Origin of the sequence: Neisseria sp. HMSC078H04 (assembly GCF_001838135.1) — a bacterium.
Lineage (GTDB): Bacteria > Pseudomonadota > Gammaproteobacteria > Burkholderiales > Neisseriaceae > Neisseria.
This window is the reverse complement of the sequence record NZ_KV835825.1, coordinates 159,422-172,525: the sequence shown is the minus strand read 5'-3', so window position 1 is coordinate 172,525 and position 13,104 is coordinate 159,422. Positions and strand designations below refer to the sequence as shown.

General features: G+C 48.1%; 9 protein-coding genes. All 9 read left to right on the top strand.

Features of this window, described 5'->3' with window-relative positions:
- Positions 1-25: 25 nt before the first annotated feature.
- The 9 genes from HMPREF2560_RS10810 (at position 26) to gltS (ending at position 13,101) form a co-directional block, all read left to right on the top strand.
- Positions 26-2,329 (top strand): capsular polysaccharide synthesis protein, encoded by a 2,304-nt coding sequence (locus HMPREF2560_RS10810; RefSeq protein ID WP_083314043.1) that lies wholly within the window; start codon positions 26-28, stop codon positions 2,327-2,329.
- A gap of 285 nt (positions 2,330-2,614) precedes the next feature.
- Complete coding sequence (gene galE, locus HMPREF2560_RS02730; protein WP_070695248.1) at positions 2,615-3,631, top strand: UDP-glucose 4-epimerase GalE; 1,017 nt, start codon at positions 2,615-2,617, stop codon at positions 3,629-3,631.
- 116 nt (positions 3,632-3,747) lie between these two features.
- Positions 3,748-4,815: a dTDP-glucose 4,6-dehydratase gene (gene rffG / locus HMPREF2560_RS02725; RefSeq protein ID WP_049335785.1), complete on the top strand. Its 1,068-nt coding sequence runs from the start codon at positions 3,748-3,750 to the stop codon at positions 4,813-4,815.
- Positions 4,816-4,888: 73 nt separating this feature from the next.
- Complete coding sequence (gene rfbA, locus HMPREF2560_RS02720) at positions 4,889-5,755, top strand: glucose-1-phosphate thymidylyltransferase RfbA (protein ID WP_070873689.1); 867 nt, start codon at positions 4,889-4,891, stop codon at positions 5,753-5,755.
- Between the two features lie 53 nt (positions 5,756-5,808).
- On the top strand, positions 5,809-6,348 hold the full coding sequence (rfbC, locus tag HMPREF2560_RS02715) for a dTDP-4-dehydrorhamnose 3,5-epimerase (RefSeq protein ID WP_070873736.1): 540 nt from the start codon (positions 5,809-5,811) through the stop codon (positions 6,346-6,348).
- Positions 6,349-6,382: 34 nt separating this feature from the next.
- The gene (locus tag HMPREF2560_RS02710) at positions 6,383-8,497 is read left to right on the top strand and encodes a capsular polysaccharide biosynthesis protein (RefSeq protein WP_070873688.1); all 2,115 of its coding nucleotides are present in this window, start codon (positions 6,383-6,385) and stop codon (positions 8,495-8,497) included.
- A 136-nt stretch (positions 8,498-8,633) separates the two neighbouring features.
- Positions 8,634-9,893: a capsule biosynthesis protein gene (locus HMPREF2560_RS02705; protein WP_070873687.1), complete on the top strand. Its 1,260-nt coding sequence runs from the start codon at positions 8,634-8,636 to the stop codon at positions 9,891-9,893.
- Between the two features lie 369 nt (positions 9,894-10,262).
- A complete protein-coding gene (locus tag HMPREF2560_RS02700; RefSeq protein ID WP_070873686.1) occupies positions 10,263-11,669 on the top strand; it encodes an SEL1-like repeat protein in 1,407 nt (468 codons plus the stop codon).
- A 217-nt stretch (positions 11,670-11,886) separates the two neighbouring features.
- Positions 11,887-13,101, top strand: coding sequence for a sodium/glutamate symporter (gene gltS, locus HMPREF2560_RS02695; RefSeq protein WP_070873685.1), 1,215 nt, complete (start codon positions 11,887-11,889; stop codon positions 13,099-13,101).
- Positions 13,102-13,104: the final 3 nt, after the last annotated feature.

Below are 13,104 nucleotides of genomic sequence, written 5' to 3'. Positions count from 1 at the left end.
TGGCATTCACGTGGAGCAATAAAACATGCAACATTTTTTTTCAGCAGTCGACCTTTCTCAAAATAATATTTTTGCATTCTGGGAATCTCCCAACCCCATTCCTGCTTATTTAGAGTTATGCAAAGAATCATGGATTAAAAATATTCCCAACTGCAAAATCCACATTCTGAATCACAGTAATCTGTACCAATATATCGGCGATACCTATGATCTGGAACAACTGAAATCCATCTCTTTCGCTATGCAGTCAGACATCATTTCAGCAGCCGTCCTGGAAAAGTTTGGAGGATTATTTTTAGATTTGGATTGCATTGTTACCGACAATATTTTTGATATATTCAATAAAATATCTGATACTAAATTAATTTCTTTTGGCCGACCCGACTCCAACGCAATCCATCTTGCAGTTTTATATTGTGCCAAACCTGGCAATCCTATTTTGTCAGAATGGCGCAAAACTGCTCAAGATCGTTTAATCAACAAACCCAAACAATATCCATGGAGCTATTTTGGCAATGGTATTATTAATCCCCTATTTAAAAAACCAGAATACAGCGATAGTTTTTATATCATCGACCGCACACAAAGTGGAAATATTTTAGAATCTGTTGCATTCCCTAATTCGCAAGATCCGGTTTCAGATTATAAGAAATTTTACTTTGATGAAAAGTTTGGTTTCCAACCAAATATTCTAGATAAAGTTACCTGTGGTGTTATCTCTCTACATAACTCTTGGTCGCCAACCATCTACAAAAATCTTTATGACAAAGAGACACTATTCTTGAAATCAGAGCCTATTGTTAAACTTCTATCATATGTTTTAAATAATAACACAGGGAAATCCTATATCACCTTGCCTATTTTAGAAGCACAAATCACTTCGAAATTAGACGCCAATGGGATTTCATATAAGAAAAAATATTTTAAAAATTTATTGGTTTTAGACTTTTCCGTAAACAATGTAGACTTCGCATTCGATATCAGTGAAAATCAAGCAAATTTTGATATAGACATTATTTTCCGCAACACTTCATCGGAAATATGTAAGAACTTATCCCACTTTAGAAAGATTTCCTTCAATGGCAATAAAGGCAGCCTTCTTTCAAACGCTAATGGGGAGAATATTTGGAGAGAGATCTTAAACTCTTACAATTGCATAAAAAACGATATTACACATGATAAAAAAATTAATATTAGAACAGATGCTCTGATTGATTTAAGAATGTTCAAACTTGTAAACAATTTACTAATTTTAGAAGGCATCGGCATTCTTACAGGCCAAAGTGCCAAAGAATACAGCGATATTGATTATAAATTGATCATTAAAAGCCAATCTAGCGAATTTGTGAAAAGTCTGGCAAAAGTCCATCGCCCAGATTTAACTGCAACCTACTCCTTTCACCCGAGCATTTCCTACGACAAATGTTGGTTTGCCACACCGGGCTACAAAGGCATAGACATCTCGGACATACCTCCCGGAAGCTACGAACTATTCTTAAAAATCAAAATCAACGGCTTTGATACGACTTTCGTACTTAAATCTCAAAAACCGGTTTACTTTGAACATGAAATAGTGGACTTTTATTTTTCTGAGCAAGGCAATCGGCTAATTATTAAACAAGATTTGAAAAATGCTCATTTAGGCACGGTAGATGTGTTTTATGTACCTAAAAAATTTAAATCTGAAAAAATCAGTGTAACCGGTTATTATCAAGATGAATTCAACAACATTATTGAAGCACCATCAGGCCTGCATAATGTACAAGTCCAATTTTTCGGTAAAAATAATCGTGTTGTGCTACACAACAACTCAGCCTTAAAAAATACTTTTATTGAATTTAAAGGCAATAACGGAACCTTCAGCATTGGAGAAAAAGCCGGTATTTTCGGCACATTTCGTGTTGGCCATGATTGCAACATTAAAATTGGTAATGGCGTAACTAGCACCAATCCCGTTTATGTAACTTGTGCCGAAAAAACCAATATCCATATCGGCAATGATTGTATGCTGGCTACCAACAACCAAATCCGTACCGATGATTCGCATGGTATCTATGATTTAGACACCGGCAAACGACTCAACCGTTCCAAAGATATTTTTATCGGTGACCATGTGTGGCTAGCCTATGGTGCAACCGTGTTAGGTGGTGCACATATTGGTAGCGGTTGTGTGTTGGGGGCATTTTCTCTAGCCAAGAAACAGTTTCCTGAAAACTGTGTACTGGCTGGTGTGCCTGCAAAAGTGATGCGTGAAAATATTTTCTGGAAACGCCCTCTTTTGCTCAATAATCCATACGCAGAAGATGAAATTGCTTATCCGGATATATAAGAAATCCTAGCGTTGTTTACACTTTTCCTTTTCTGCCTGAAGATCAATTTTAGGATTTTAGGTATTGTTAAAAATGACGAATGGCACGACAACATAGTTCTTGATAATCCGAAATCCTAAAACAATCCTTTCAGGCAGAAGATAAAAGCCGTTTTGCATAAGAGTGTAAGCAACCCAACAATTTCCAACTGAAACAATTCGTATAATTTATACTTTTAAATATAGATAGGTCGTCTTGAACACTTTCAGACGGCCTGTTCCACAATTCTGTATAAGGAAAACGCTATGAGCATACTCGTTACCGGCGGCACGGGCTTTATCGGCTCGCACACCGCAGTTTCCCTGACTGCATCAGGCTACGATGTTGTGATTCTTGACAATTTATGCAATTCGTCTGCCAACATCCTCCCGCGCTTGGAAAAGATTACTGGCAAGTCTGTGCCTTTTTACCAAGGGGATATCCGTGATCGTGAAGTGTTGTGTCAAATCTTTGCAGAACACGATATTGATGCCGCCATCCATTTTGCTGGCTTGAAGGCAGTCGGTGAAAGCGTGGCCGAACCAATGAAATACTATGACAACAATGTGTCGGGCAGCTTGGTTTTGGCTGAAGAAATGGCGCGTGCCGGTGTATTTAAGATTGTGTTCAGCTCATCTGCTACGGTTTACGGCGATCCGGGCAAAGTGCCTTATACGGAAGATATGCAACCGGGAGATACGACCAGCCCTTACGGCACGTCGAAGTCTATGGTGGAGCGCATTTTGACGGATATCCAAAAGGCCGATCCGCGTTGGAGCGTGATTTTGTTGCGCTATTTCAACCCTATCGGTGCGCATGAAAGCGGTTTGATCGGCGAGCAGCCAAACGGTATCCCAAACAATCTGCTGCCTTATATCTGCCAAGTGGCTTCAGGCAAGCTGCCGCAATTGTCGGTTTTCGGCGATGACTATCCTACCCCAGACGGTACGGGTATGCGCGACTATATCCATGTGATGGATTTGGCGGAAGGCCATGTGGCGGCAATGCAGGCGAAAAGCGATGTTTCGGGTGTACACCTGTTTAATTTGGGTTCGGGACGTGCTTATTCGGTATTGGAAATCATCCGTGCCTTTGAGGCAGCCTCCGGTTTGACCATTCCGTTCCAAATCAAACCGCGTCGTGATGGCGATTTGGCCTGTTTCTACGCCGATCCCGCCTACACCAAAGCGCAGACCGGTTGGGAAACCAAACGCGATTTGGCGCAGATGATGGAAGACTCATGGCGTTGGGTCAGCAACAATCCAAATGGCTACGACGATTAAGTTGACCTGATACAGGCCGTCTGAAAGAGATGTTTTCAGACGGCCTCTTTATCTGAAAAACACACTTTCTGTCTGCTATAATCCGTTTATATTATTTTGACTATCCTCTGAAACTTATGAAAAAAATCCTTGTTACCGGCGGCGCGGGCTTTATCGGTTCTGCCGTTGTCCGTCATATTATCCAAAACACCCAAGACTCTGTCGTCAATGTCGATAAGCTGACTTATGCCGGCAATTTGGAATCTTTGACTGAGGTAGCCAATAATCCTCGCTATGCTTTTGAACAAGTGGATATTTGCGACCGCGCCGAACTCGACCGCGTATTCGCACAACACCAGCCTGATGCCGTGATGCACTTGGCTGCGGAAAGCCATGTCGACCGCTCTATCGATTCGGCAGGCGAATTTATCCAAACCAATATCGTCGGTACATTCAATCTGCTTGAAGCAGCCCGCGCCTACTGGCAACAAATGCCGTCTGAAAAGCGCGAAGCCTTCCGTTTTCACCATATTTCTACCGATGAAGTCTATGGCGATTTGCACGGCACAGACGATTTGTTTACCGAGACCACGCCATACGCGCCGTCCAGCCCCTACTCTGCTTCTAAAGCGTCCAGCGACCACCTCGTCCGTGCATGGCTGCGTACTTACGGTTTGCCGACCATCGTAACCAACTGTTCCAACAACTACGGCCCTTACCATTTTCCGGAAAAACTCATTCCTTTGATGATTCTGAACGCGCTTGACGGCAAACCGCTGCCCGTTTACGGCGACGGTATGCAAATCCGCGACTGGCTGTTTGTCGAAGACCACGCGCGCGCGCTGTATCAGGTTGTTACCGAAGGTGTTGTCGGCGAGACCTACAATATCGGCGGCCACAATGAAAAAGCCAATATTGAAGTCGTCAAAACCATCTGTACCCTGCTGGAAGAGCTTGTTCCTGAAAAACCGGCCGGCGTGGCACGTTATGAAGATTTGATTACTTTCGTACAAGACCGTCCCGGCCATGACGTACGCTATGCCATCGACGCTGCCAAAATCGGCAGGGAGCTGGGCTGGAAACCTCAAGAAACATTCGAATCCGGCATCCGCAAAACAGTGCAATGGTATTTGGACAACAAAACCTGGTGGCAAAACGTATTGAACGGCAGCTACCGTTTAGAGCGTTTAGGCACCGGAAAATAAGTTTTCAGACGGCCTGTTCCCATATTAGGCCGTCTGAAAATCACGCAAACACACACTACTCAGGAGAAAACCCATGAAAGGCATTATCCTTGCCGGCGGCAGCGGCACTCGCCTCTACCCCATCACGCGCGGGGTATCCAAACAGCTGCTGCCCGTGTACGACAAGCCCATGATTTACTATCCCCTGTCCGTATTGATGCTGACAGGAATCCGCGATATTTTGGTCATTACCACGCCTGAAGACAACGCCTCTTTCAAACGCTTGCTTGGCGACGGCAGAGATTTCGGCATTTCCATCAGTTATGCCGTGCAACCCAGTCCGGACGGCTTGGCACAGGCATTTATCATCGGCGAAGAATTTATCGGTAATGATAATGTCTGCTTAGTTTTGGGCGACAATATTTTCTACGGTCAATCGTTTACGCAAACATTGAAACAGGCCGCCGCCAAGACCCACGGCGCAACCGTATTCGGTTATCAGGTCAAAGACCCCGAGCGTTTCGGCGTGGTTGAATTTGACGAAAACTTCAACGCCCTGTCTATCGAAGAGAAACCGCAACATCCCAAATCCGATTGGGCGGTAACTGGCTTGTACTTCTACGACAACCGCGCCGTCGAGTTCGCCAAACAAATCAAACCGTCCGCCCGCGGCGAATTGGAAATTTCCGACCTCAACCAAATGTATTTGGAAGACGGTTCATTGTCGGTTCAACTTTTAGGACGCGGTTTCGCATGGTTGGACACCGGCACCCACGAGAGCCTGCACGAAGCCGCTTCATTCGTCCAAACCGTGCAAAACATCCAAGACCTGCAAATCGCCTGTCTGGAAGAAATCGCTTGGCGCAACGGTTGGCTTTCTGATGAAAAACTGGAAGAACTGGCGCGCCCGATGGCGAAAAACCAATACGGCCAATATTTGCTGCGCCTGTTGAAAAAATAATGTTTGAGGCCGTCTGAAACTTTTCAGACGGCCTTTAGATGAAAGATAAAACGATGAATATCATTGATACCGCCATTCCTGACGTAAAACTGCTTGAGCCACAAGTCTTCGGCGACGCGCGCGGCTTTTTTATGGAAACCTTCCGCGACGAGTGGTTTAAAACCCAAGTCTGCAACCGTACCTTCGTGCAAGAAAACCACTCCAAATCCGGCAAAGGCGTATTGCGCGGCCTGCACTATCAAACTGAAAACACACAAGGCAAACTCGTGCGCGTGGTTGTCGGCGAAGTATTTGACGTGGCTGTTGACATGCGTAAAGACTCCCCCACGTTCGGCAAATGGGTAGGCGAGATTCTGTCCGCAGAAAACAAACGCCAACTGTGGGTACCCGAAGGTTTCGCACATGGCTTCTATGTACTGAGCGATGAAGCCGAATTCGTCTATAAATGTACAGACTATTACAACCCCAAAGCCGAACACTCACTGATTTGGAATGATCCGACCGTCGGTATCGACTGGCCGCTGCAAGGCGAGCCGAACCTGTCGCCTAAAGACTTAGCAGGCAAAGTATTGGCTGAAGCGGTAACGTTTTAAAAAGTTTTAAAAATAATTCAGGCCGTCTAAAAGAATGTTCCTCTTTTCAGACGACCTACAATCCATTAATAACAATAATCGACGAAAACGCATTGTGAAAAACGCCTACATTCCCTCTCGCGGCATCCGCAAAATCCCCCATCTCTCCACCCTATTGCCTGAATTTCATATCTGCAAAGATGGGAAAGGAGCAGAGGCTGTGGTCGGCTGGGGTTTGCGCCCGACGACACACAAAGCGCGTGCGTTTGCCGCTGAGCACCAGCTTCCCTTTATTGCTTTGGAAGACGGCTTTTTACGCTCGCTCGGACTAGGCGTCTCTGGTTATCCGCCCTACTCCATCGTCTATGACGACATCGGTATCTACTACGACACCACGCGTCCTTCGCGTTTAGAACAACTGATTCTTGCCGCCCATACCATGCCGTCTGAAACCTTGGCTCAGGCGCAGCAGGCGATGGATTTCATCCTGCAACACCATCTGTCCAAATACAACCACGCGCCCGAGCTTTCAGACGATCATCCTTTACACTCCCCATCCAAACCCGGAACCGTCCTCATCATCGACCAAACCTTCGGCGATATGGCCATCCAATATGGCGGCGCAGACACCTCTACGTTTGAACTGATGTTTCAGACGGCCTTGAATGAAAACCCGCAAGCCGATATCTGGGTAAAAACCCATCCCGATGTTTTGTGCGGCAAAAAACAAGGCTATCTGACCCAACTGGCGCAGCAACACCGCGTCCATCTTTTGGCAGAAGACATCAATCCGATTTCTTTGTTGCAAAACGTCGATAAAGTTTATTGCGTTACCTCGCAAATGGGTTTTGAGGCGCTTTTGTGCGGCAAACCGCTGGCCACTTTCGGCCTGCCGTGGTATGCCGGATGGGGCGTAAGCGACGACCGCCATCCAAAAATCGACAGCCTTGTTCAAACCCAACGCCGCACCCCCCGCAACTTGCTGCAACTCTTCGCCGCAGCCTATCTACAATACAGCCGCTACCTCAACCCCAATACCGGCGAAGCAGGCAGCCTCTTTGATGTCATCGACTATCTGGCGACGGTCAAACGCAAAAACGACAAACTGCGTGGCGAGTTGTATTGCGTCGGCATGTCTTTGTGGAAACGCGCGGTTGCCAAACCGTTCTTTAACGTACCCTCTTGCCGTCTGAAATTTATCTCCTCAACCCAAAAACTGGCCGGGGCCAAACTGTCCGACGATGCACGCATCCTTGCCTGGGGCAACGGCAAAGAGGCCATCGTCCGCTTTGCCGAACAACACAACATCCCCCTACTGCGCATGGAAGACGGCTTTATCCGCTCGGTCGGACTCGGTTCCAACTTAGTACCGCCGCTGTCGCTCGTTACCGACGATATGGGTATTTACTTTAATGCCGAAACCCCGTCCCGTCTTGAACACATCCTGCAAAACCAAAACTTCGACGACCAAGACTTTCAGACGGCCTTGAAGCTGCAAAAAATGCTGACCGAAAACCACATCAGCAAATACAACGTCGGCAGTTCAGACTTCACCGCCCCGTCAACCGACAAAACCGTTATCCTCGTTCCCGGCCAAGTTGAAGATGATGCGTCTATCCGCTACGGTTCGCCCCAAATCTATCGCAATCTGGATCTACTCCGTACCGTACGCGAACGCCATCCCGATGCCTACATCATCTACAAACCACATCCCGATGTAGTCAGCGGTAACCGTATCGGTCATATTTCCCCTGAAGATGCTGCACGATATGCCGACCAAACCGCCGAGCAAGCCGATATCCTGACCTGTCTCCAATACGCAGACGAAGTTCACACCATGACTTCGCTGACCGGTTTTGAAGCCCTGTTGCGCGGCAAAAAAGTCAGCTGCTACGGTCTGCCTTTTTACGCAGGTTGGGGGCTTACCCAAGATCTGCTTTCCATTCAGCGCCGCAGCCGCAGGCTTGAGCTTTGGCAGCTGATTGCCGGCACGCTCATCCACTACCCCGACTACATCCACCCCGAAACCCATCAGGCCATCAATGCGGAAACTGCAGCCCAAATCCTGATACGTCAAAAAAATATGCAAAAAAACAACAACGGATTACATCGCGGGTATTTTGCTAAAAAATTCGGTAAAATCAAACAACTATATCGATCTTTCAAATAAACACCATCAAAGTTAACAATGCGTCATAAACCAGCTTCAATTGCGGCATCATTGCCTTTGCATCGTTAATACGCTTGGCGTATGCTTGAAAGTTCAACTCAAAACTATTACATAAAAAACAAAACCACATTGCGACATGAAACAGACCGTCCTCAAAAACAACCTGCAAAACCTGCTTGAAAGCGCAGAAAATATCCTGCTGCTTCAAAGTCCTGTCGGCGATTTTTTTCTGCGCCTTGCCAATTGGCTGACTGAAAACGGCAAAACCGTACATAAATTCAACTTTAATGCAGGCGACGACTATTTTTATCCGCCCACTCAAGCTCATACCGTTGTTTTTAACGACAACTACGATGCCTTTCCTGAATTTTTGCAAGAATACATCGTTCAACATCACATCCAGGCGGTTGTCTGCTTTGGCGACACACGCCCTTATCACGTCATTGCAAAACGCATTGCAAACGAAAACCAAGTCGGTTTCTGGGCGTTTGAAGAAGGTTATTTCCGCCCCTACTACATCACCTTAGAAAAAGACGGCGTCAACGCATTTTCCCCGTTACCGCGCCGTGCCGACTTTTTTTTGGAACAATTCCCCAAGCTGGCACAGCAAGAATACAAAGCGCCGACGCCGGTACGCGGCGGGTTTATGCCCATGGCCAAAAACGCCGTCCGTTACTATATCGAATTGTTCCGCAACCCGAACAAGTACCCGAACTACATCCACCACCGCGCATCCAATGCCGGCCATTACCTCAAACTGTGGTCGATCTCCATCCTCAAGCGTTTGAACTACTATATTGAAGACATCCAAATCGCCAAACGCGTGGAGGCGGGCAAATACGGCAAATTTTTTATTGTTCCCTTGCAGGTATTCAACGACAGCCAAGTCCGCATCCATTGTGACTTTTCCAGCGTCCGCAGCTTCCTGCTCCATATTTTGGCCTCCTTTGCCGCGCACGCGCCTGCCGATACCAACCTCATCATCAAGCATCATCCGATGGACCGCGGCTTTATCGACTACTCGCGCGACATCAAACGCTTTATCAAAAAACACCCCAAACTCAAAGGCCGTATCACTTACGTCCATGATGTCCCCCTGCCCGTTTTCCTGCGCCACGGCCTCGGCATGGTTACCATCAACAGCACCAGCGGCCTGTCCGGCCTGATTCACAATATGCCAGTTAAGGTTCTCGGCCGTGCCTATTATGATATTCCCGGCATTACTGACCAAAATACCTTGGCAGAATTTTGGAATCATCCGACACCGCCTGACAAAGAGCTGTTCCATGCCTACCGTATGTACCACCTCAACGTGACCCAAATTAACGGCAACTTCTACAGTCAGGTCTTTTTCCCCAACAAAAACACCTCCGACTCTTCTACACCAGCAACCTGACTTAGCGAAGGAAAAGTTCAGGCCGTCTGAAAAACATTTCAGACGGCCTGAAACAATCAATACCTTAGCTACTGCCATGTAAATAAAACACAAAAACCTGCATTTATCATTAACAATAAATTACAAAAACAGTATAATGACCGAGCTGTCATGAGCGCATACCGACTCAACCTGAGCTCTTTGTAACACACAAAATATGGATGTACCCCTAGGCAAAACAATATAACAAGCCAAACATCCTAAAGATAAGCCAGCAAGGCAATACACTCTGCAAAACTATACCGAGCAATATTTTTACAAAGCCCTCAACCGGTATCGCCACCCATATGCCGCAGCATCCGTCTTCCACTTTACACCCACCCGCAAACCATGACCGCCGCTCCTGATATCCTCTACCGGCAAGCCGCCGCCCTTTTGGAACAATCCAATACCGCCCAAGCCCTGCCACTGCTGCAACAGGCCGCAGAGCAGGGATATACGGAAGCTGCTTTTGTATTGGGCGACCATCTGCTGCAAAACGGTCATCCGGAGCAGGCACTTCCATGGCTGGAAGCCGCCGCGGCCCAACGCCATCCTAAGGCACTCTTTATCCTGCTGCAACAACGCGAACACAATGGTATCCCAACCGGACAGCTTCTTAACGACTACGCCTGGCTGGGTGAGCAAGGTCACCTCGAAGCCCAATTAATCCTTATGCGTTACCACGCGCAGCGCAACGATCCACAATCCCTTTACTGGGCGGAGCTTGCCGCTGCCCGATATGCCGCGCCTGCATATTACCATCTGGCACGCCATCATCAACGCCAAGGCGACGTTGCAACTGCCATCGAACAATACGAAAAAGCGGCAGCGCTCGGCGTGACTGCAGCCTGCTGGCAACTCGGTCAAATCTACTTCTACGGCACAGGTGTCAGCCCCAACCACGCACAAGCCGAACAATACCTCGAACAAGCCGCGCAAGCCGGCCACATCGCCGCACAAACCCTACTGGCCGACCTTCTTGCCGCCCAACGCAAACCCGAAGCCTTAGAATGGTATCGTCGTGCCGCCGATAAGGAGCAAGCGGAAGCACAGGCCAAGCTGGCCCAATACGCCCTGACCGGCGAACTTTCCGAGCGCGACCCATTCCAAGCGGCGCGCTATGCCAAAGCCGCTGCCGAGAAAGACCATCCCGAAGCCCTGAAAATCATGGGCGACCTCTACCGCTACGGCCTCGGTATCAAAGCCGACAACCATATTGCGCATGATTACTACCACCGTGCCGCCGCACTGGGTTCTGCCTCCGCCGCACAAAAACTCATCAGCGACGCCGCGCTGTACCATCCGCAACAATACGAACAAATCAAAACAGCCGCCCTGCAACAGCAACAAACTGAAACCATCTACCGTTTGGCGGAAGCACAAGCCCACGCCATCGGCTGTCCTGCCGACTACAATGCCGCGCGCAAAAATTACATGGAAGCGGCCGAGTTCCATCATAAAAATGCGGCGGCAGCCTTAGGTCGCATCTACCATTACGGCCTCGGTACAGCGCAAGACCCTCGGGCGGCTGCACACTGGTACGCCATCGCTGCCGAACAAAACCACCCTTCCGCCCAATACCACCTCGCCTGTTTTTACTATCACGGACAAGGTGTCGGCTGTCATGTTCCGACCGCCTGCTACTGGCTGCAGGCCGCCATCAGCAACGGCCACACTTCGGCCGAATCTTTAACATCCCTATTAGAACAATGGCGCCGCGAAGCGCATCATGCCATCGGACAAAAGGCCGTCTGAAAAGATTTACACTCGCATTTTTTGACAAACTTTAACTATTCCCCTAATATTTGCCAGTTATTTTTCACGGACACATCATTGTTTTCATTTCTTTCTGAAAACACCTTGTCCGCGCATCAATACCATGACACTCGGCGGATAACGCCAAGCGTTGAAACACACTACATCCGGAACAAAAACGGATGCTCGGAAAAACATTTCTAGGAGGTGAAACAACATGGAATGGGAATTCAACAGTTATTACACACTGATTGCCGCCACGCTCGTGTTGCTGGTTGGTAAATTTCTGGTTCAAAAAATCAAATTCTTAAGAGACTTCAATATTCCCGAGCCGGTCGCCGGCGGTTTGATTGCCGCTATCGTCCTGTTCGCCCTGCATGAAGCCTACGGCGTCAGCTTCAAATTTGAAAAACCGCTGCAAGATGCGTTCATGCTTATCTTCTTTACATCCATCGGTTTGAGCGCCGACTTCTCCCGTTTGAAAGCGGGTGGTTTGCCTTTGGTTATCTTTACCGCCGTGGTGGGTGCATTCATCATCGTCCAAAACTTCGTCGGTGTCGGCTTGGCGAGTGCATTGGGCTTGGATCCACTGATTGGCCTGATTACTGGTTCGATTACCCTGACCGGTGGTCACGGTACCGCCGGCGCATGGGGTCCTGACTTTGAAAGCAAATTCGGCCTGACCGGCGCAACCGGCTTAGGTATGGCTTCTGCAACATTTGGTTTGGTATTCGGCGGTTTGATCGGCGGTCCTGTTGCACGCCGTCTGATCAACAAAATGGGCCGTAAACCTGTCGTCAAAACTGCCAAATCCGACGACAACGATGCTGCCGACGACATCTTCGAACAAGCACAGCGTACCCGCCTGATTACTGCCGAGTCTGCTGTCGAAACCCTGGCTATGTTTGCCGGCTGTTTGGCATTTGCCGAAATCGTGGATGGCTACGACAAAGCCTTCTTCGACTTGCCTAAATTCGTATGGTGTCTGTTTGCAGGTGTGGTCATCCGCAACGTCCTGACTGCCGCTTTCAAAGTCAATATGTTTGACCGCGCCATCGACGTATTCGGTAACGCTTCCCTGTCGCTCTTCCTTGCCATGGCTCTTCTGAACCTGAAACTGTGGGAATTGACCGGTCTGGCAGGCCCTGTGACCATCATCTTGGCCGTACAAACCGTCGTGATGATTCTGTACGCCACTTTCGTTACCTACGTCTTCATGGGTCGCGATTACGACGCTGCCGTATTGGCGGCAGGCCACTGCGGCTTCGGTTTGGGTGCCACCCCAACTGCCGTTGCCAACATGCAGTCTATTACCCAAACTTTCGGCCCGTCACACAAAGCCTTCTTGATTGTACCTATGGTTGGCGCCTTCTTCGTTGACTTGCTCAACGCCGCCATCCTCTCCGGCTTTGTCAGCGTCATCAAAGGCTGATAC

What these genes read in the sequence shown, in the direction of transcription:
- HMPREF2560_RS10810 (WP_083314043.1), top strand. Translation starts at nt 26, where the DNA reads ATGCAACATTTTTTTTCAGCAGTCGACCTTTCTCAAAATAATATTTTT.
- galE (WP_070695248.1), top strand. Translation starts at nt 2,615, where the DNA reads ATGAGCATACTCGTTACCGGCGGCACGGGCTTTATCGGCTCGCACACC.
- rffG (WP_049335785.1), top strand. Translation starts at nt 3,748, where the DNA reads ATGAAAAAAATCCTTGTTACCGGCGGCGCGGGCTTTATCGGTTCTGCC.
- rfbA (WP_070873689.1), top strand. Translation starts at nt 4,889, where the DNA reads ATGAAAGGCATTATCCTTGCCGGCGGCAGCGGCACTCGCCTCTACCCC.
- rfbC (WP_070873736.1), top strand. Translation starts at nt 5,809, where the DNA reads ATGAATATCATTGATACCGCCATTCCTGACGTAAAACTGCTTGAGCCA.
- HMPREF2560_RS02710 (WP_070873688.1), top strand. Translation starts at nt 6,383, where the DNA reads ATGTTCCTCTTTTCAGACGACCTACAATCCATTAATAACAATAATCGA.
- HMPREF2560_RS02705 (WP_070873687.1), top strand. Translation starts at nt 8,634, where the DNA reads ATGAAACAGACCGTCCTCAAAAACAACCTGCAAAACCTGCTTGAAAGC.
- HMPREF2560_RS02700 (WP_070873686.1), top strand. Translation starts at nt 10,263, where the DNA reads ATGACCGCCGCTCCTGATATCCTCTACCGGCAAGCCGCCGCCCTTTTG.
- gltS (WP_070873685.1), top strand. Translation starts at nt 11,887, where the DNA reads ATGGAATGGGAATTCAACAGTTATTACACACTGATTGCCGCCACGCTC.